This is a genomic window from Shewanella pealeana ATCC 700345 (assembly GCF_000018285.1).
GTDB lineage: Bacteria > Pseudomonadota > Gammaproteobacteria > Enterobacterales > Shewanellaceae > Shewanella > Shewanella pealeana.
In genome coordinates this window covers 2,553,134-2,571,903 of the sequence record NC_009901.1, presented here as the reverse complement: position 1 = coordinate 2,571,903, position 18,770 = coordinate 2,553,134, and the positions used below count along the sequence as shown (strand labels likewise).

The following is an 18,770-nucleotide window of genomic DNA, read 5'->3' as shown; positions in this document are numbered from 1 at the left end:
ATTTTGAATCATCGTCAATCTGGACTAGCACAAACTGGCTTTACAGCATTACTAATTATAGATAATAAACAAAGACCTAATCTAGGATGCCAACGCCAAACGGGGTTGTGGCGTTGGCAATAACATAACCTTATTTACGTAATCCATAAGTTTGTTTCAATTGGCTATGCAGCAACTTACCCGCTGGATTCCGTGGTAAGTCATCTTCGACAATATGAATGGTACTTGGTACTTTATAGCCTGCAAGTTGAGCGGCAACATGCAGCTTCAGCTCATCTTCCTCAACCTGTTGTCCTCTTTTTAGCGACACGACGGCCATAACGCTTTCACCAACCATGTCATCGGCAATACCAAATACTGCAGCCTCTTTAATAGCATGGTGTAACATTAAGCTGGATTCGACTTCGACCGATGCAATATTCTCACCATTTCTGATGATTACATTTTTAAGCCTATCCACTACGAACAAGAAACCATGGCGATCTAAATAGCCAATATCACCGGTGTGCAGCCAACCATTCTGAATAGCTTGTTGAGTACCTTGGTTATTATTCAGGTATTCACGCATAATCGTGACGGACTTGAGGCAAATCTCTCCAACTTCTCCCTTTGGCAGTTCATCCCCTATCGGATCACAGACTTTTACCTTGACTAAAGGGGATAACATTCCCGAACTTTTAGGGCTGACTCTGAACATTTCGCCAGACGAAGACGCGCCCACACCGTTAGATTCTGTCATGCCGAAACCACTACCAACCATATGATTAGGCATTTCTTTTAATACTAGATCGACTAGCACTTCTGGTAAGCCTGAGCCACCAAAGCCTAGGCCTGCCATATTGCCTAATACTGTCGGTGACAGAAATCCTGGCTCACGAAATAGCTGCATCACCATAGAAGGCGCACCATTAAACTGAGTGATATTATGCTGCTTGAGCATTTTCACCGCTTCTTTAGGATCCCAGCGATGCATTATCACCATTCCTCTACCACTTCGTAGCGCGGTTAATAACTGAGCGTGCAGGCCACTGACATGAAATAACGGGACGGCAGTAAGTAACATTGGAGGATTGCCTTTAGCCATTATCCTTTCAACTACTTTTGGTGATGTCATTGCCGATATGGCAGAGATAAAATCGATATTGAAAAGCGCCTGACAAACAGCTCGTTGAGAGGAGACGACCGCTTTTGCATTGCTTGAAGCGCCTGAGGTAAACAAAATCAGGGCGGTATCTTCTGGTAAGATACTTAGATGAGGAAAAACGGTTTCTGAATGCTTGTAGCTAGCGACCACCTCTTGGTAATGTGATACATCCGGCGTCGCCTTATCGTTGTCATCTACAACTAACACATCAAAAGTATTACTGTCTACATGGGTATCCAGTTTATTCCAGCGCGCTTTATCGCACACTAAAATCTTGGGCATCACCTCGTCTATCGCCGACCACAGTTCTTTCGGCTGTCCAAAACTGTTGAGCGGAACCGGAACGGCGCCCAACTTTGCAATAGCTGCAAATGTTACCGCCCATTCGGGGCGATTGCGTAATGCTATCGCGACGCGAGAGCCTTGTACGATTCCCTGCTTATGGAACCACGCGGCAAGCGCGTCGACTTCAGTGTAGAATCGACTGAAACTGAAAACATCATCTTGATAAACTAGGAAAGTACTTTCATCATCACGACGTGATGACTCTATGACTTCGGCGAGATTGTTAGGCGCGTTACGGTACACAACGCCCCCTGATTGATCAAGTTGCGTCAATTCAAATGGCGCCCCTGCTGCTGTCAGTTGCGCTTTAACTTTTTGTGCTTGATCAATGATATCCATCACTTTCTCCTGTTATCTATTTCTTGTTAACTATAATCCCTAAGCTATTCTTAGCTTATTGTTATATAAATATTTATTACTTTTATTACAAAGGGTCTTTGTTAACTCTTCTACGTTTATTAACCAATTTAAATGGGCCAGTGTTTCGCCAAGAGCCATCAGCTTCTCTATTGGTTGTAAAGGGCGTTTAAATAACGCCTCTACAGCTTCCAAGGCACTAAAGCTTGCCTGACTCATGCTTAACTGACGCAGTGTATCCAGTTGGTTTATGTGATGCTGTTCCAGTTGTTCAGCTCTAGTATGCAAGTTTACAAAAACGGGACCATGTGCTGGCAGTACCATAGTTTCACTATCTAATGCTTTGAGTCGCTTTAACGATCTAAACCAGTTAGCTAACGGGTTCGCTTCAGGTTCAATGCTACTAACCAAAATATTTGAACTAATTTCGGGAAGAACTTGGTCACCTGCAATTAAAAGTGCAGGTTCTTCGTCTATGGCTTCACTATATAAACAAGCATGCTCTGGGCTATGACCTTCCCCAATCCAAATCTGCCACTCTCGATGTCCTATTCTGAAAGTATCCCCCTCTCTTAGGCGGGAAAAACGTGGCGGGTAATGCGTGATATAAGGATCTTTCTTACAAGCTTCAAAAATCTTTGCGGCATACTCAGCAGACAAGCCTGCGTGAGTATAAAACAGCTTATCCTGTTTACTCCCGGTAGCATTATGAGTTGCAGCTACCCCTCTCAACATATAGTACTCACCGTGAGTCATATACAAAGGCACATTAAAATATTCGGTTAACCAGCTAGTTAGGCCAGAGTGGTCATAATGAAAATGGGTACAGATAACGCCTTTAACCGGTTTTGCGCTCAGGTAATTTGCTGCAAGCGAAAGCCACAGAGCTTTATTACCTTCAGTATTTAAACCGGTATCAATTAGATACCAGCCATCGAAATCTTCCAAAATATAAACATTGATATGATCTAGGCCCATCGGCATAGAGAGTCGCGCCCAAAGCACGCCTTTTGCCACATAGACAACATTTGCATCACACAATGGTGGTTCGAATGGGTAATTTAACGCTTGGCGATCTTTTAATTTTTGCGTTTGATAATCATTAGGCAATTGCTTGTTCGATTCGTCCATTCATCCCTCCCGCTTTAGTTCAAAGTTGTATTTTTCTTCTGACCATAAAACCTGAGTACTAAGAACACAAATATAAGAATCTATTCCACGAGATAGCAACACGTCCAAAAGGACGATGTCTGGATTTTTCGCTAGGTTACCTTTGAGAAACTGCGATCTTAATTATGGAGCTCATTATGCAGCCTATTTTACCCTCAGTGACATGGCGTACACATAGCACGCTTGTGTTGTTAGCACTGGTTTACGTCTTTTCATTTATTGATAGGAATGTCATTGCCATCGTTCTGGAGCCAATAAAACAAGAGTTTGGTGCATCAGATACGTTAATGGGTTTCTTAAGTGGTCTTGCATTTGCCATTCTATATGCAGGGTTAAGCTTACCTCTAAGCCGTTTAGCTGACAGAGGCGGAAATAGACGTAACATTATTGCGGTATGCTGCGGGCTATGGAGCATTGCAACAATGGCCTGTGGTATGGCGCAGCACTTCTGGCAATTGATGATAGCCAGAATGACGGTTGCAGTGGGTGAGGCTGGCGGTATAGCGCCGTCAATATCTATGGTGTCAGATCTTTACCCGCCTCACCGTCGTTCATTGGCCATTAGCGTATTAATGATTGGCCCTCATCTTGGGTTACTAGCAGCAATGGTTGCTGGCGGGTGGATTGCGCAGGAATATGGGTGGCGTTCTGTGTTCTTATTCTTTGGTGCCCCCGGTATTTTGCTTGCGCTACTGCTATTTTGCTTTACCAAAGATCCTGGGCATGGTGTTTACGACAAAAATACCACGCTCAATAATGAAAAAAATAAGCAAGAGTCCTTTTTCAAACAGTTAAAAGGAATAATGAAAGTAAAAGGATTTATTTGGATCGCTATGGGCTGCGCACTCGCAGGCATGGCTGGTTATGGTTACGGTATATGGGTACCGACGTTCATGGTACGTAACTACGATATGTCTTTAGCTCATGCTGGTATTAGCTTTGGATTAGCCGGCGGTATTTTTGCTGCTATCGGTACTATATTCAGTGGCGTTTTTTGTGACAAGTTGTCAAAGCGCGACTCTCGTTGGCAAATTGGCCTGCCCATCATAGGTATTTTGATCAGCCTGCCTATGGGAGTGGCCTTTATGTTATGGCCAGCTGACGCCTTTTGGATGGTGGGAGAGATCAAAATCCCCCACGCTATTGTTTTTGCAGCCCTGTTTAGTTTTTTTAATTGCTGGTGGCCGAGTTTATCTTATGCAGCTATCAGTCATTTAATGACCAGCAGCCAACGTGCAACTGGCGCTGCGTCACTAAACCTATTCTTAACACTTTTCGGAGCAGGCCTTGGCCCGTTGCTAACAGGTACATTAAGTGACGTGTTTGGAGAAATATTCGCAGGTGAAGGCCTCAAATATGCGCTCGTGGCCACTATGATGCTGCTGCTCGTTTCTGCATGGTTTTACTATAAAGGACTATCTCCTTATCAAACTCGAATGAAACAGTTGAATAACGATGAGGTTGAATCAATAGATAACTCCGTGCCACCGACTACCGTTAACGATCCACTTCCAAGTACATAGATAATTAAAACGATAATTAAAACGATAATTATACCGGCACGGTTAGGTAATAGTGCCGGAATGAATAATATAAAAAACATAATTAGCAAGGAGTTACGCATGGCAACAGCACAAGATTACCGTTTAGGTGATTTCGACTTCCCTAGAGGCTGGTTTATGATCGCCACCGCCGAGGATATTAATACTCACAAGCCTTTAGCCGTTAGGTTTTTTGGACGCGACTTTGCACTATACCGTGGCCAAGCCACTGGTAGAGTTGTATTACTCGATGCGTACTGCCCTCATATGAAGACGCATCTGGCCGCTGAAAATAATACTTCTTATGTCATCATCGACGGTGGTGGAACTAATATCGATGGTGACGGAATTCGTTGTCCTTATCATGCATGGCGTTTTGGTCCAGATGGGCAATGTGATGATATTCCTTACCATGACGGTCCAATTCCTAAAACTGCTTGTGTAAAATCCTGGCCGGTAACAGAAAGCCTAGGTGCAATTTGGGTTTGGCATGATCCCGAAAATGGCGATCCAGAGTGGGATCATCCATCGCTTCCCCAATGGGATGACGATTCTTGGGTTAAATGGCAGTTCGATGACTTAGGGATCCTTGAACAACATCCGCAAGAAGTGATCGACAACATTTGTGATTATGGCCACTTGAGCCCGATCCACGGTTCGACAGTACAACGCTATGAAAATGAATTTAAAGGCCATCAAGCTATTCAAAGACAATGTGGACCTCATCGAACTCTAGTTAGTGAAGATGGCGGTAGCCCAATATTGCATACTGATACTAGTTATCACGGCCCTGGAGTACTCATATCCCATATGACGGGGTTTTATGACGCTATTTTGATGATAACAAATACGCCAGTAGAAGATGGTTCTGTCCGAGTCTGGCATGCGTTACTCGTTAAGTCACCAAATGGCAACGGTGTTGTTACTGTTGAAGACACCATCGCTGCACGCCAATTTCAGCAAGCGAGTCGCCTCGCCTTTGAACAAGATTTTGAGGTTTGGACTAATAAAGCCCCTTGTCTAAATGGACTCTTTATCCCCAGTGATGGACCGTTTATGAAAGTGCGTATTTGGTATAAGCAATTTTATAACCCTAAAGCACGACGAGCTGAATTTTTAGATAAATGCGAGGGCGTTTACGTACCTAAGGGCACTGAACCTTATACAATCCCTTAGATTGTTATTAATAAAAACATAAAAATGGCAGCCTGTGGCTGCCATTTTTCATTATTGCTAACAATTAATCCATTTCGTTAATCTGCTGTAACTTGCGACTCCATTACCGCCTTAAAACCTTCATGGTATGGCGGTAACATGCCCCACTCTGCGCGAGGGTCATAATCAGGCATAGTCAGAACTGTCTTCATATGGCTAAACTGTAAAAATCCTTCTTTACCATGATAATGGCCCATTCCTGAAGCACCTGTACCACCAAAAGGCGCGTCATGCATAGCGGCGTGCATCAAAGCATCATTGATTGTTACCCCACCAGAACGAGTCAAACCAAGCACCTTTGCCTGCTCTGTTGAGTTTTCACCAAAATAATACAGCGCTAAAGGATTATCACGACTATTGATATCACTTATGACTTCATCTATCTCTGAATAGGTTTTAATCACCACTGCTAGACCAAAAATCTCATGCTGCATAATGTCACAGCTATTGTGAGGGTTAACAACGATTCGTAGTGGCGCTCGACGAGTCATAGCGTCGGCTGAGGTTTGATGACTCGACTCAACTCTTACGCCTTTATCTTTTGCATCATTAATATAGCTTTCTACTCGCTCAAAGTGAGCTTGATTGACTATAGGCACGAGATCTTGATTACCGCTTATTGAAGGATATAAGCTCGAGAATACTTGCTTTAACGTAGATATTCCTTGTTCGAGATTTTCTTGATGTAGATAAATAATGTCTGGGCTGACACAGATTTGCCCACCGTTAGTGCCCTTTGCAATTGCTAAACGGTAGCAAGCCTGATCAAGGTTAGCACTAGCACTAATGATCGCCGGTGACTTCCCGCCTAACTCGAGCGTTACGGGAGTCAAATTCTCTGCCGCAGCGGCCATCACTTTTCGACCAATTGCACTACTGCCGGTAAATACTAGATGATCAAAAGGTAGTGCCGCGAATGCAGCGCCGATTTGCGCAGCCCCTGTCACTACAGTCACGACTTCAGGGCTAATAAATTTTTCAAACAACTCAGCAATAGTTTGAGCTGTGCGGGGAGTTAACTCTGATGGTTTCAAGATAGCTCTGTTTCCCGCGCCTAGAGCACACGCGAGTGGGCTTAATAAGGTATATAAAGGTGCATTCCAGGTGCCTATAATTCCAACACAACCTTTTGCTTGAAAGCTCACTTCAGCCTTGGCGCCTAACTGATCGTAAGGCGTAAAAGGCTGGCGAGTTTCTGCAGCCATCCAATCGTCTAAATTGTCCCTAGTATGCTTGAGTGAACCTAATGAACCCAATACGTCATTCATTAGCGAGAAACCTTGGCTACGTCCGCCAAAATCTGCTTCCATTGCGGTTACCAAAGCGCTGTGATTAGCCACTAATACATCGATAACTTGTTGAATTCTTTTTTTACGTTCACTTGCCGATGGGTTTGGGCTAGCGAGATGCGCTTGCTTTTGCTGCGTTAATAATTGAGTGAGGCTATTTATGGGTGTTGTCATTATGGGAGTTCCCTCTTTTATTAATACGGTTGTTTGCACCTTTTTAGCTGTCTAGCCCGCCTAATTCATGGTCTGTACGGACGATGCCGGTAACGGTTCGATATTCTGATATAAGTAAAGCAGTGCGTTATTGGTTAACTGCAAATTACTGTGACCTTCTAGGTAAACTGCGGCAAGCTTTTAGTCCATTAAGACGATGATCGCCCTACCTGTCAACACGATACTGATATCTATGATTGCACGCCACTTAGGGCTTGCTCCGCATATGGTGCACGACAGAGGGACAAGTAATGTCAAATCCAAACTTTGATACAAAGGCATTTAGAAATGCACTAGGGACCTTCACTACTGGGGTTACCATTATCACCACAAAAGCAGCAGATGGCACCGAAGTAGGCTTAACAGCGAACAGTTTTAACTCCGTGTCACTTGACCCGCCGTTAGTTCTTTGGAGTCTTGCAAAATCGGCGATGAGTGTGCCGGTCTTTAATGCCGCAGAACATTGGAACGTTCATGTTTTATCTAGCTCCCAGCAAGAACTATCAGGGCGATTTGCCTCGCGAGGCGAAGATAAGTTCTCAGGATTGTTGCAAGACAAGGGAGTCAGTTCAGCACCTTTACTGCAGGGGTGCGCTGCTCGTTTTCAATGTCGTAATGCGTTTATCCACGATGGTGGTGACCACATCATATTTATTGGTGAAGTATTGGATTTTGATCGCAATGACCAAGCCCCTCTCGCTTTCCATAGCGGACAATACGCGCTCACTGTTCCTCAGCCATGGGAAGAGGTCAATCTCAGCCAAGCAGAAGACACATTAGCTTGTAGCTACAACGAAGATCTTCTGGGCTACTTACTAGGCCGGTCTCACTTTCAAATGCTCAGTAAAATGCGTTCAGTACTAACAGAGCATCTGCTCCAAGATATTCACTTTTTTGCACTCTCAGTGCTGTCGATAAATGATGGGATCAACATAGAACAACTTAACACTCACATTGAATACACTGGCCGTTGTGTCAGCGATGCTCAATTGCAACATATGATTAATAGCAATTTACTTAAAAAAACTGACCAATGTTACTTTTTGACAGATCAGGGACGTCAAGTTTCACTACAGCAAATAGCTCAAGCAAAAGCGATAGAAGATGAGCTTGTTGATGGCCTTAGTCAAGGTGAGATAAACGCACTTAAACTGCTGCTAAAGCAGATCATTAAACGCACAGATCCCGGTCTACCCGATCTGTGGTCAAAAGTGTCTTAGGAGTCAGGTAATGATCGATAAAGTAGCTGAAACACCCAATAGCTCTGTTATTGCAATGCATGCCAAAGAGTTACTGTTAGCACTTAGCAAAGGGACAACGATTGCTCCCTTGAGTGAGCGGACAGCGAGTCTAACCATCGATGACGCATACAAAATATCTCGATTATGCTTGCAACAGCGTGAAGATGACGGCGAACGACTTATTGGCAAAAAAATTGGCGTAACCAGTTTGGCCGTGCAGCAAATGCTCAATGTGCATCAGCCTGATTTTGGCTTCTTAACCAACAGCATGCATTTTAACAACGGCGATTGCATCAGCTTATCAAAACACAAACTCATTCAGCCTAAAGCCGAGGGTGAAATTGCCTTTTGCTTAAAGAATGATTTACAGGGACCAGGCGTTACAGCCGAGGACGTCCTTGACGCTACGCTTTGGGTGGCTCCTTGCTTTGAAATCGTCGATTCAAGAATCGAAGATTGGCGTATAAATATCGTCGATACCGTGGCAGATAATGCATCTTGTGGCGTATTTGTCATTGGTGAAACGCATACCCCACCAAGAGAGATTGATCTCGCCCTTGCACAAATGCAAATCCAAAAAAATGGCCAATTTGCCGGTTCAGGTCTAGGCAGTGCCGTTCAAGGCCACCCCGCCCAAGCAGTTGCATGGTTAGCAAATACACTAGGCGAATATGGTATTCCGTTTAAAAAAGGTGAGCTTATTCTATCTGGCGCACTGGCTCCTTTAATTGTGGCCAAGTCTGGAGATTTATTCACCATGGAAATCGAAGGTTTGGGAAGCTGCAGCATCAGTTTTTGTGATTAATGCAATCTCAACTCTCAGCACGGAAATAATACAAAGGAAAACCGACATGACAAGTAAAATAAAATGTGCGCTGATTGGCTCTGGCAATATTGGCACCGACCTACTGTACAAATTACTGCGAAGTGATGTGCTTGAGCCGGTGTGGATGGTAGGAATAGACCCAGACTCTGACGGTTTAGCTAAAGCTAAAGCTGCTGGGCTAAAAGTAACCGCTGATGGTATAGATGGTTTACTTCCCTTTGTTGAAGCCGATGAGATAAAAATTGCTTTCGATGCGACATCAGCTTATGTGCATGCAGAAAATTCAAGAAAACTAAATGAATTAGGGGTGGTGATGATTGATTTAACCCCAGCTGCAATTGGTCCCTTTTGCGTACCGCCAGTCAACCTTGAGCAACTTGATGAAAATATTAACAACATTAATATGGTCACCTGTGGTGGACAAGCAACTATTCCTATGGTTGCAGCGGTGTCACAAGTACAGGCTGTAGAGTACGGTGAAATTGTTGCCACGGTATCTTCGCGCTCCGTGGGTCCGGGAACGAGGCAAAACATTGATGAATTTACCCGTACCACAGCTGGTGCAGTTGAACAAATTGGCGGTGCAGAAAAAGGCAAAGCTATTATTGTCATTAACCCTGCTGAGCCACCGTTACTGATGCGCGATACCATTCATTGTCTAACAAAAGATCAACCCGATGAACAGGCGATTACTGCATCTGTTCATAAGATGATTGAACAAGTTCAACAATATGTACCCGGTTACACCCTTAAAAACGGTCCGGTGTTTGATGGTCGTAAGGTCACTATCTTTTTAGAAGTCGAAGGGCTGGGCGATTACTTACCAAAGTATGCCGGTAACCTAGACATAATGACCGCTGCAGCAGCCAGAACAGCAGAAATGCTAGCGTCCAAAATGCTCAATGTTAAAACCCATCTTAACGTTACCAAAGAAGCGGCGCTAGCCTAGGAGATCACGATGAACTTAACTGGAAAAAAAGTTATCTTACACGATATGTCATTAAGAGACGGCATGCATGCTCGCCAACACCAAATTAGTTTGAAAGAGATGGTTGATGTTGCGACAGGACTCGATGCTGCAGGCGTACCTTTAATCGAAGTGACCCACGGTGATGGCCTTGGCGGTGCCTCACTCAATTACGGATTTCCTGCGCACACCGATGAAGAATACTTAAGCGCGGTGATCCCTAAAATGAAGCAGGCAAAAGTATCTGCTTTGTTGTTACCTGGGATAGGTACGGGTGATCATTTGCGCATGGCCCATGACCTCGGGGTTAATACTATCCGTGTTGCAACCCATTGTACTGAGGCGGATGTATCTGGGCAGCATATTTCGTTATCACGTGAATTAGGCCTAGATACAGTAGGGTTTCTTATGATGGCTCATATGGTTAGCCCTGATAAATTACTTGAGCAAGCCAAACTGATGGAGTCCTACGGTGCGAACTGTATTTACTGCACCGACTCTGCAGGTTATATGCTGCCAGGAGACGTAACTTCGCATATTGAGCGCTTACGCGGAGAGCTAAAAAGCGATACCCAAATTGGTTTTCATGGCCACCATAATATGGGAATGAGTATCGCGAACTCCCTAGCTGCAATCCAAGCTGGTGCTGAGCGAATAGATGGCTCAGTCGCAGGTTTAGGAGCTGGAGCAGGCAACACCCCCCTAGAGGTATTCGTTGCCGTTCTTGAGCGTATGCAAGTAAGCCACGGGATTAATTTGTATGACATTATGGACGTAGCTGAAGATCTGGTTACCCCGATGATGGATCAGCCTATAAGAATCGACAGAGATGCACTGACGTTAGGCTATGCAGGCGTTTACTCATCATTCTTATTATTTGCTCAGAGAGCCGAGAAAAAACATGGCATTCCAGCGAGAGATATACTGCTCGAACTGGGTAGGCGTGGCACTGTTGGCGGCCAAGAAGATATGATTGACGACACGGCAATGAATATGGCCAGAGAACGCGCATAACTATGGTCAGCTGCGCTAACAATAACGGACAACAGTGGCGCCGACACGGTCTGCTACTGTTGTTGACCTTATTTTATGGTGAAACTTTCATCGGTAGGCAAATTATTGCAGTGATGATTGAGCCCATAAAATTAGAGTTCGGAGCCAGCGACACCCAGATGGGCTTAATGTCGGGGCTGGCGTTTGCTGTTGTGTTTGCGGTTTTAGGCTTACCTGCCGGGCAGTTAGCAGATAAAAAATCACGAACAAGAATATTGGCTTTTTGCGCCTTAGCTTGGGCATTTGCAACCGCGCTATGTGGTTTTGCTGTTGGCTTTTATATGTTGGTCGCCGCGCGGATGCTTGTAGCAGTAGCAGAGGTCCCTATCGGCTCCTCTTCAATGTCTCTTATTGCCGATTTATATCCGTTAAATAAGCGTGCATTTGCCATTAGTTGTTACAGCTCAGCAGCGACTCTGGCCTCTATTGTAGCATTAGGTCTTGGCGCATATCTCATTGGTCTATTGGGGTGGCGCCACACTTTTCTTTTACTCTCTATCCCCGCTCTGATCCTTTCGGCGATATTTTTCATTTTTGTAAAAGAGCCAATAAGAGGTCAATTTAATAACAAAGCACAAGCTAACTTAACCGCAGTACAAACAGAACTGAACACTAGCAACGACACGTTAGCTGATACACTACGCTCCCTATGGGCCCACAAGCGATTTAAATTACTCGTTTTTTCAAGTTCAATGGCAACGATGTCGGCAAATGCTTTTGGTATGTGGAATATTACTTTTTTAATGCGAAGCCACCAATTAGATCTATACAGTGCTGGCGTACTCGCCGGAATTATTGGCGGTGGCGCAGCTGCAATCGGGATTCTTTTAGGCGGCTATTTAGCAGATAAACGTAGTGAACAAACCTCGCCATTACAGCTACCAATAATAGGCCATATTCTTGGGATCAGCTCTCTGTACTTTTATCTGCTGTGGCCAAGTGAGCAGACCATACTACTTTTTGGCTATAACGTGCCAGTCGCGATGTTTGCTTGCGCGCTAACGAGCTTTTTTTCTGTTTGGTGGGTAGGACCCTGCTTTAGCTTACTCACTCATTTAGTCCCAACTCATCAACGAGCCGTTGCCATCGCATGTCAATCAATCTTAGTTTCGTTACTCGGAATGGGAATAGGCCCTGTTTTAGTCGGCGGTCTTAGTGACATTCTTTCGCCTAGTATGGGCCTTGAATCTTTGAGGTATGCCCTCATCTTCAGTAGCTTTTCGACAATCATAGCCGTAATACTGTTAATCAGGCTTAATCGCATATTTGTGACTAACGAGCCAGATAATGCCGGTGTGAACTCATCGAGCCTGTTATAAAACACTAAAACCTTGAGTGCCAGATCTAGTCTCTTTAAACGAGGAGGCAAACAGACTCTCTGGGCATACTGGTTTTATCTACATCTATTATCGCTTTTATATTTACTTTGTTAAGCGCAGAGTATTGCTTACGATTAAAGGAGAAACAATATGCCTATTACTGCAGTAACGGGATCATCCTCAGGCATTGGCGCGGCTGTTTGTGCTCAACTTGAAAAAGCGGGTCACACGATTATTGGTATAGATAGAATAGCTGATGACAAATTTACCCGTATTGCTGCTGATTTAGCGACAGCTGAAGGTCGTCAAAACGCCATAAACCATGTTTATGAACAGTCTAAAGGTACACTAGATGGGTTAGTATGTTGTGCAGGCCTTGGTGTCACTGCGCCTAATTGTGGACTCATCGTTGAGGTTAATTACTTTGGTGTCACATCTTTAGTTACTGGTCTCTATGACGCATTAGCTCAAGGTACGCAACCTTCTGTTGTCGTTATCGGCTCTGTCGCGGCAAATCAGCAAGTTGCCACGCCGCATCCTATGGCGTTAGCCATGCTAGATAATGACGAAGCGCTAGCGACACAATTAGCAAATGAAGATCAGCAAGCTCATATCGCATATGCAGCGTCAAAGTATGCGGTGACCAGTTGGTGTCGTCAAACTGCTGTAAACTGGGGGCCTAAAGGGATCAGAGTCAACATCATCGCACCTGGCGCAGTAGAAACGCCTTTGCATCAAGCATCTAAAGATGATGCTCGATATGGCGAGGCTGTAAGAAACTTTGTCGCACCGATTGGCCGCAATAGTGAAGCAGCAGAAATCGCCTCAGTGGTAAGCTTCTTACAATCAAAACAAGCCAGTTTTATCCATGGCAGTGTAATTTTTGTCGATGGTGGCATGGATGCAATGATGCGCGCAAACACCTTTTAGGCCGTAAATTAAAGCATATTAAAATAATCAGCCAACTAAAAGCCCCTAGTATTTCTGCTAGGGGCTTCATCTTGAATGTGGCGGAGAGATAGCTGACTTTAACTAATAGGAAGCCTGGGGTTTAATCGCTAAACTCCAGATAGCAAAAATCCCGTTATCTTGCGATAACGGGATTTTTTAAATGTGGCGGAGAGATAGGGATTTGAACCCTAGATGGGCTATAAACCCATGCCGGTTTTCAAGACCGGTGCATTCGACCACTCTGCCATCTCTCCGAACGCTGCGGATAATATAGCGCTCTGTAGTTCTTGTAAAGTGATAATTTTAACAAATTATCACTTTGATTAAGAACGAATCAGTTTGCTTATTTCTCATCCTGATTGATTGCAATGCGCGCAGGATCTGGCATTACGATCTCTTCGCTAACCTCATTCCAATTTTTATAGTTACGTAGTTTGAAGCCAATAAATACGATGAATGAGCAGATCATAATCCCCCAACCTATCGCAACTTCACCACTTGTCGCCCACATAGCTACAAGGCTTGAAGCACCAAATGATAAGCTGATCTGTAGGAAGTTCTGTAAACCCGCCGCTTTAGCTGCGTTATCAGAGAATTCCTGCAATGCACCGTTTACAACAATTGGGTAAATACCACCACTACACGCTGCAAGTACAGAGAATATAGCTAGCAATGGATAAATTGATAGTCCTTGCAGTAAGATTGTCACTACTGCAATAGACATAGCACACGTGCCAAATACAGATAGTAATAGCTTTAAGGTTTTCTCTGAACCGATTTTACGAATAAGCGTTTTACTCGCATAGCCACCCAAAATAAAGGTAATAGTTTGCGGAATAAAGCTCAGCCCAATTGCTGTAGCATCGAATCCATGCTGCTCCATCACTACTGGCCACAGTGTTAGGTATGAGAAAAACGCACCAGAACAAGCACCAAAAATAACCACGTTGCCTAGGTATTTAGTGTTCTTAAGGATTGTTAAATAGCTGATCTCTTTCTTTTCATGGCTTATTGCTTTGGTTTCTGCAGGCACAAACCAAACTGTCAAAAGAATCATTACAGCAGCCATACCGGTCAATGTAATGAAAATGCTCTGCCAACCTAACGATTGTAAGATAAACGCACCTAAGATTGGAGCAAGTGCTGGTGACAAGGCCACTAACGGCATAATATTAGAAAATACGCCCTGTGCTTTTGCTGCATCGTATTTTTCAATAACAATCGCCTGCCAAATAACGCCGGCAGAACATGCACCTAATGCTTGTATAAAACGCGAAATATTAAATACTAAAATTGAATCACTAACGGATATCGAGAAGCTTGCAGCAGCAAACAATACTAGACCTAAGATCAGTGAATTACGTTTACCAAAACGCTCAACTAAAGGACCATAAAGTAACTGACCTAGCGCTAAGCCGGCTAAAAAGAATGTCAAAGACATTGCGACTTGTGATGGCGATGTTGCCATTGTGTCTTCAATTGCTTTGAATGCAGGCAAGTACATGTCAGTGGCAATAAAGCCTAACATGCTCAATACCGCTAGATATGCTAGAAAAATATAGTATTTTACACTTGTTAGTGAGTTCATAATTCGAAATTCTGATCTGGATTTATTAAAGTCGCGCAGTGTAAACACTTGCTAATGTGCTGTGAAACGTTTATTTTTCACATTAGCTATCAAAAAAAATCACAGCAGGATGTGAACCATGCTTTCTGAACAGTCTCTTCAGCTCATCGATATGGTTGCTCGCGTTGGCAGTTTTACCGCCGCAGCCAATAAATTACATAAAGTCCCTTCAGCTGTGAGTTATGCAGTTAAACAAATTGAAGAAGAACTCGGCGTGGTACTTTTTGTTCGTCATCACAGGAGCGTTAGCTTAACTGCCGCCGGTGAACACTTCGTTAAACAGTCACGTTCACTATTATCAGACATTGACACAATGCGCGCCGATACCATACGCGTAGCCAATGGCTGGCAGCCTACCTTGTCTATAGCGCTCGATAACATCGTACGCGCAGATAAAATCAGTAATTTAATCGCCGACTTTTATCGAACCTTTGATAATGTCGAACTGATTATACGCATCGAAGTATTCAATGGTGTGTGGGAATCGATTGCTACCGGTCGTAGCGACATCGCAATAGGCGCAACCACCGCCATACCTGTTGGTGGTGATTACCATTTTAGAGACATGGGCGAAATCGAGTGGTGCTTTCTTGTCGGTAAAAACCACCCACTTGCAGAAATTGATCGGCCGCTAACAGATGATGAGTTAAGGCAATACCCTTCTATATGTTTAGAAGATACTTCTCGTGAGATCCCTAAACGTATGACCTGGCTGCTAGAAAATCAACGTCGATTAGTTGTGCCTGACTGGATCCGCGCTATCAACTGTTTTCGTGAAGGCTTAGGTGTTGGATATATGCCGGCCCATTTTGCTTTCCCGTTTATTAAGACCGGCGCATTAATAGAAAAGCAGCTTGAAAGACCGAATAAAACCAGTCCTTGCTGTTTAGCCTGGAACGCGACGAATAAGTCCCCAGCCATGGCTTGGGTACTCGATTATTTGGGCGATAGTGAAAAGCTACATAAAGACTGGTTAGATTAACTAAGCTTAACTTCAGCCTATTTTATCAATCAAGCGCTTTATACCTTGGTTTGGCTGCTGTATGATTCAATAAGTTAACAAGCGATAATGACTCATTTAAACAATGAGGGAACTCCTTGTTTATCTCGTGTTCCAACAAAATAGCTTGAAAATTTGTCTTCGGAGAAAGAAATGAAAGATATGACACAACAAACCGCGTATAGCAGTACTTCAGTTGAAGTAAACAAACTGCTTAAGAATACGTATATGCTGCTTTCTATGACCTTAGCGTTTTCTGCAGTGTGCGCAGGTTTGGCGATGGCATTAGCAATTAGCCCTATGATGTCTCTAGGCTTATCTATCGGTAGTTTAGTGCTTTTGTTTGTGACGCTAAGAAAAGCTGACTCGAGTGCTGGTCTATTTTGGGTATTCGCGTTCACGGGTATGCAAGGTGCGTCGCTGGGCTACATCCTTAACCATTATGCAGGTATGGCTAATGGTCCACAGCTGATCATGCAGGCACTGGGTTTAACCTCGGTAATATTCATCACTCTCTCAGGTTATGCGGTAACGACTAAGAAAGATTTCTCGTTTATGCGCGGCTTCCTTATTGCTGGCCTAGTTATTATGGTTGTTGGCCTCCTAGTTAACCTTTTCCTTGGTAACGGCATGGTGTTTATGGCACTCAACGCCGGTATCGCATTGTTAATGACAGGCTTTATTCTTTACGATACAAGCAAAATCGTTAATGGCGGCGAAACTAACTATATTCGCGCAACCATTTCTTTATACTTAGATTTCTTAAATCTTTTCATCGCCCTATTACATTTAATGGGTATTGGCGGCGATGACTAATACCAATTAATTTTAATTGAGTTAAAATGGCCCTATTACAGGGCCATTTTTTTTACCATGAGCAAATTTATTATCCAGGTTAACTCAGCAGCTTACGGTTGTGCATCGAGTTACAGTGCCTACAGATTCGCTAAAGCCGCTATAGAGAACGGCCACTCCATTGAGAAAGTCTTCTTTTATCAAGATGGCGTATTAAACACCAATCATCTCAATAGCCCTGCTAGCGATGAGTTCGATCTTAAGCAAGCTTGGATTGATTTACACCAACGTCACGGTGTGGCTCTGGTGAACTGTGTCTCAGCCGCGCTACGTCGTGGTGTCTTATCTGAATCTGATGCGAAAGAAAACCAATACAGCCATTGGAATATGCAACCTCCTTTCATCATGGGTGGTTTAGGCGAATTGGTTATTGGAATTGAGACTGCCGACAGACTCGTCAGTTTTTAGGAGCATAAGTGAAAAAACTTTGTATTATTTTTAGACAGGCTCCCCACGGTACAGCACACGGCCGTGAAGGGCTCGATTTGTCCCTTTTAAGTGCCAGTTTCGAGCAAGAGGTAAGTTTGATTTTTACTGATGAGGGGCTATTAACCCTACTACAAGATCAAGATCCTGAGTCTGTTGGCGCTAAAGATTATATTGCCACTCTCGGCGCCCTGCCGCTCTATGACATAGAAACAGTGTTAGTATGCCAGGACTCTATGCTTGAACTCGGCTTACAACAGACTGATTTTAGGATTGATGTGGAACAGAGGTCCGCTGAAGAAATTTCAAGCCACTTAGCCAATGCTGATGAGGTTATCGTTTTCTAATGATATTGCATCTTATACAAGAGTCACCTGAGCAAAGTTCTGCGCTAAAAACGTGCTTACGTTATGCCAGCAAGAATGACTGCATTCTATTATCTGCTAACGCCGTAAATAGCCTTCTGAAGCAAACATGGCGCACTCAGCTAGCTGAGTATAATTACGTTGCATTGCAAGAAGATGTCACAGCTAGAGGCCTTAAAGTTCTTCTAAAAGATGTCAAACAGATAGACTACAACGAATTTGTAGCACTTAGTCTTACGCACGATAAAGTAATTAGTTGGTAAAATGATAGAATTTAACGGAAAACAGATAGAAACCGATCATCAAGGTTATTTGAAGTCGGTAAATGATTGGACTCCTGAGCTTGCTCCAGTTATTGCCAAAGAAGAGCAGATAGAGCTGAGCGACGCTCATTGGGAAGTGATTAACTTTGTTCGTGAATTCTATTTAGAATTTAAGACCAGTCCTGCGATCAGAGTGCTTGTAAAAGCGATGGGGCTAAAGCTTGGAGCTGAAAAAGGAAACTCTAAGTATCTTTACACCCTGTTCCCAGTCGGTCCTGCTAAACAGGCAACTAAAATTGCAGGCCTACCAAAACCTGCGAAGTGCATTTAGATTTGTACAATGCAAATTAAGTATTAACAGCTAAAGCCCTAAGCCCTACTCGTTAGGGCTTTTTTATTCCTCGTACAGGCCAATTTAAGACTCTAAAGGTCTAGCTACATACTATCTCATTAGAAGAACTATCTAAGCGTATTCCGTGTTGTAACAGCGCTTTTCTTGCCTTATAGCTCACTAACTTACAATGCACAAAACCTCCACACGTTCATGCAGAGACCTTTTGACCGTTTTAAATGAGAGGATGCTACCCGTGGCCTGACTTGAAC

18 protein-coding genes and 1 tRNA gene are annotated in these 18,770 nt (G+C 43.8%); 14 read left to right on the top strand and 5 right to left on the bottom strand.

Annotated elements, in window-relative coordinates; translation table 11 throughout:
• Window positions 1-130 precede the first annotated feature (130 nt).
• Together SPEA_RS11155 and SPEA_RS11150 are read right to left on the bottom strand one after the other, a co-directional pair.
• Complete coding sequence (locus SPEA_RS11155) at window positions 131-1,828, bottom strand: class I adenylate-forming enzyme family protein (protein WP_012155360.1); 1,698 nt, start codon at window positions 1,826-1,828, stop codon at window positions 131-133.
• A gap of 39 nt (window positions 1,829-1,867) precedes the next feature.
• A complete protein-coding gene (locus SPEA_RS11150) occupies window positions 1,868-2,977 on the bottom strand; it encodes an MBL fold metallo-hydrolase (protein WP_012155359.1) in 1,110 nt (369 codons plus the stop codon).
• 176 nt (window positions 2,978-3,153) lie between these two features.
• On the opposite strand from SPEA_RS11150, the gene SPEA_RS11145 reads away from it, so the two are divergent.
• Together SPEA_RS11145 and SPEA_RS11140 are read left to right on the top strand one after the other, a co-directional pair.
• On the top strand, window positions 3,154-4,539 hold the full coding sequence (locus tag SPEA_RS11145) for a spinster family MFS transporter (RefSeq protein ID WP_012155358.1): 1,386 nt from the start codon (window positions 3,154-3,156) through the stop codon (window positions 4,537-4,539).
• Between the two features lie 99 nt (window positions 4,540-4,638).
• A complete protein-coding gene (locus SPEA_RS11140; protein WP_041410930.1) occupies window positions 4,639-5,733 on the top strand; it encodes an aromatic ring-hydroxylating dioxygenase subunit alpha in 1,095 nt (364 codons plus the stop codon).
• A gap of 77 nt (window positions 5,734-5,810) precedes the next feature.
• On the opposite strand, the gene SPEA_RS11135 is transcribed toward SPEA_RS11140, so the two are convergent.
• Window positions 5,811-7,235 carry a coniferyl aldehyde dehydrogenase gene (locus SPEA_RS11135; RefSeq protein ID WP_012155356.1) on the bottom strand — a complete coding sequence of 475 codons (1,425 nt, stop codon included), beginning with the start codon at window positions 7,233-7,235 and terminating at the stop codon, window positions 5,811-5,813.
• A 290-nt stretch (window positions 7,236-7,525) separates the two neighbouring features.
• Between SPEA_RS11135 and SPEA_RS11130 the strand changes: the two genes are divergently transcribed.
• From SPEA_RS11130 to SPEA_RS11105, 6 genes are all read left to right on the top strand, one after another.
• Window positions 7,526-8,494 (top strand): flavin reductase, encoded by a 969-nt coding sequence (locus tag SPEA_RS11130; RefSeq protein WP_012155355.1) that lies wholly within the window; start codon window positions 7,526-7,528, stop codon window positions 8,492-8,494.
• A gap of 10 nt (window positions 8,495-8,504) precedes the next feature.
• Entirely contained in the window at window positions 8,505-9,320 is an 816-nt protein-coding gene (locus SPEA_RS11125) for a fumarylacetoacetate hydrolase family protein (protein ID WP_012155354.1), read from the top strand.
• A 46-nt stretch (window positions 9,321-9,366) separates the two neighbouring features.
• Window positions 9,367-10,290: an acetaldehyde dehydrogenase (acetylating) gene (locus SPEA_RS11120; RefSeq protein WP_012155353.1), complete on the top strand. Its 924-nt coding sequence runs from the start codon at window positions 9,367-9,369 to the stop codon at window positions 10,288-10,290.
• 9 nt (window positions 10,291-10,299) lie between these two features.
• On the top strand, window positions 10,300-11,322 hold the full coding sequence (gene dmpG, locus SPEA_RS11115; RefSeq protein WP_012155352.1) for a 4-hydroxy-2-oxovalerate aldolase: 1,023 nt from the start codon (window positions 10,300-10,302) through the stop codon (window positions 11,320-11,322).
• A gap of 2 nt (window positions 11,323-11,324) precedes the next feature.
• The gene (locus SPEA_RS11110; protein WP_012155351.1) at window positions 11,325-12,680 is read left to right on the top strand and encodes an MFS transporter; all 1,356 of its coding nucleotides are present in this window, start codon (window positions 11,325-11,327) and stop codon (window positions 12,678-12,680) included.
• Between the two features lie 150 nt (window positions 12,681-12,830).
• Complete coding sequence (locus SPEA_RS11105) at window positions 12,831-13,610, top strand: SDR family oxidoreductase (RefSeq protein WP_012155350.1); 780 nt, start codon at window positions 12,831-12,833, stop codon at window positions 13,608-13,610.
• A 184-nt stretch (window positions 13,611-13,794) separates the two neighbouring features.
• Here SPEA_RS11105 and SPEA_RS11100 read toward each other — a convergent pair.
• Both SPEA_RS11100 and punC read right to left on the bottom strand, forming a co-directional pair.
• Window positions 13,795-13,885: transfer RNA gene (locus SPEA_RS11100), tRNA-Ser, on the bottom strand.
• Between the two features lie 89 nt (window positions 13,886-13,974).
• A complete protein-coding gene (punC, locus tag SPEA_RS11095) occupies window positions 13,975-15,219 on the bottom strand; it encodes a purine nucleoside transporter PunC (RefSeq protein ID WP_012155349.1) in 1,245 nt (414 codons plus the stop codon).
• A 118-nt stretch (window positions 15,220-15,337) separates the two neighbouring features.
• Here punC and punR point away from each other — a divergent pair, with 118 nt between their 5' ends.
• From punR to SPEA_RS11065, 6 genes are all read left to right on the top strand, one after another.
• The gene (gene punR, locus SPEA_RS11090) at window positions 15,338-16,240 is read left to right on the top strand and encodes a DNA-binding transcriptional activator PunR (protein ID WP_012155348.1); all 903 of its coding nucleotides are present in this window, start codon (window positions 15,338-15,340) and stop codon (window positions 16,238-16,240) included.
• Window positions 16,241-16,420: 180 nt separating this feature from the next.
• Window positions 16,421-17,074 (top strand): Bax inhibitor-1/YccA family protein, encoded by a 654-nt coding sequence (locus tag SPEA_RS11085; protein WP_041411461.1) that lies wholly within the window; start codon window positions 16,421-16,423, stop codon window positions 17,072-17,074.
• Window positions 17,075-17,131: 57 nt separating this feature from the next.
• Window positions 17,132-17,521: a sulfurtransferase complex subunit TusD gene (gene tusD, locus SPEA_RS11080; protein WP_012155346.1), complete on the top strand. Its 390-nt coding sequence runs from the start codon at window positions 17,132-17,134 to the stop codon at window positions 17,519-17,521.
• An 8-nt stretch (window positions 17,522-17,529) separates the two neighbouring features.
• Entirely contained in the window at window positions 17,530-17,886 is a 357-nt protein-coding gene (gene tusC, locus SPEA_RS11075) for a sulfurtransferase complex subunit TusC (protein ID WP_012155345.1), read from the top strand.
• Entirely contained in the window at window positions 17,886-18,167 is a 282-nt protein-coding gene (gene tusB / locus SPEA_RS11070) for a sulfurtransferase complex subunit TusB (protein WP_012155344.1), read from the top strand. Before tusC ends, tusB begins: the two co-directional genes overlap by 1 nt.
• A gap of 1 nt (window position 18,168) precedes the next feature.
• Window positions 18,169-18,498: a TusE/DsrC/DsvC family sulfur relay protein gene (locus tag SPEA_RS11065; RefSeq protein WP_012155343.1), complete on the top strand. Its 330-nt coding sequence runs from the start codon at window positions 18,169-18,171 to the stop codon at window positions 18,496-18,498.
• Window positions 18,499-18,770 lie beyond the last annotated feature (272 nt).

Excerpts from the sequence above, each read along its gene's own strand:
- SPEA_RS11155 (WP_012155360.1), bottom strand. The coding sequence starts at position 1,828 with ATGGATATCATTGATCAAGCACAAAAAGTTAAAGCGCAACTGACAGCA.
- SPEA_RS11150 (WP_012155359.1), bottom strand. The coding sequence starts at position 2,977 with ATGGACGAATCGAACAAGCAATTGCCTAATGATTATCAAACGCAAAAA.
- SPEA_RS11145 (WP_012155358.1), top strand. The coding sequence starts at position 3,154 with ATGCAGCCTATTTTACCCTCAGTGACATGGCGTACACATAGCACGCTT.
- SPEA_RS11140 (WP_041410930.1), top strand. The coding sequence starts at position 4,639 with ATGGCAACAGCACAAGATTACCGTTTAGGTGATTTCGACTTCCCTAGA.
- SPEA_RS11135 (WP_012155356.1), bottom strand. The coding sequence starts at position 7,235 with ATGACAACACCCATAAATAGCCTCACTCAATTATTAACGCAGCAAAAG.
- SPEA_RS11130 (WP_012155355.1), top strand. The coding sequence starts at position 7,526 with ATGTCAAATCCAAACTTTGATACAAAGGCATTTAGAAATGCACTAGGG.
- SPEA_RS11125 (WP_012155354.1), top strand. The coding sequence starts at position 8,505 with ATGATCGATAAAGTAGCTGAAACACCCAATAGCTCTGTTATTGCAATG.
- SPEA_RS11120 (WP_012155353.1), top strand. The coding sequence starts at position 9,367 with ATGACAAGTAAAATAAAATGTGCGCTGATTGGCTCTGGCAATATTGGC.
- dmpG (WP_012155352.1), top strand. The coding sequence starts at position 10,300 with ATGAACTTAACTGGAAAAAAAGTTATCTTACACGATATGTCATTAAGA.
- SPEA_RS11110 (WP_012155351.1), top strand. The coding sequence starts at position 11,325 with ATGGTCAGCTGCGCTAACAATAACGGACAACAGTGGCGCCGACACGGT.
- SPEA_RS11105 (WP_012155350.1), top strand. The coding sequence starts at position 12,831 with ATGCCTATTACTGCAGTAACGGGATCATCCTCAGGCATTGGCGCGGCT.
- punC (WP_012155349.1), bottom strand. The coding sequence starts at position 15,219 with ATGAACTCACTAACAAGTGTAAAATACTATATTTTTCTAGCATATCTA.
- punR (WP_012155348.1), top strand. The coding sequence starts at position 15,338 with ATGCTTTCTGAACAGTCTCTTCAGCTCATCGATATGGTTGCTCGCGTT.
- SPEA_RS11085 (WP_041411461.1), top strand. The coding sequence starts at position 16,421 with ATGACACAACAAACCGCGTATAGCAGTACTTCAGTTGAAGTAAACAAA.
- tusD (WP_012155346.1), top strand. The coding sequence starts at position 17,132 with ATGAGCAAATTTATTATCCAGGTTAACTCAGCAGCTTACGGTTGTGCA.
- tusB (WP_012155344.1), top strand. The coding sequence starts at position 17,886 with ATGATATTGCATCTTATACAAGAGTCACCTGAGCAAAGTTCTGCGCTA.
- SPEA_RS11065 (WP_012155343.1), top strand. The coding sequence starts at position 18,169 with ATGATAGAATTTAACGGAAAACAGATAGAAACCGATCATCAAGGTTAT.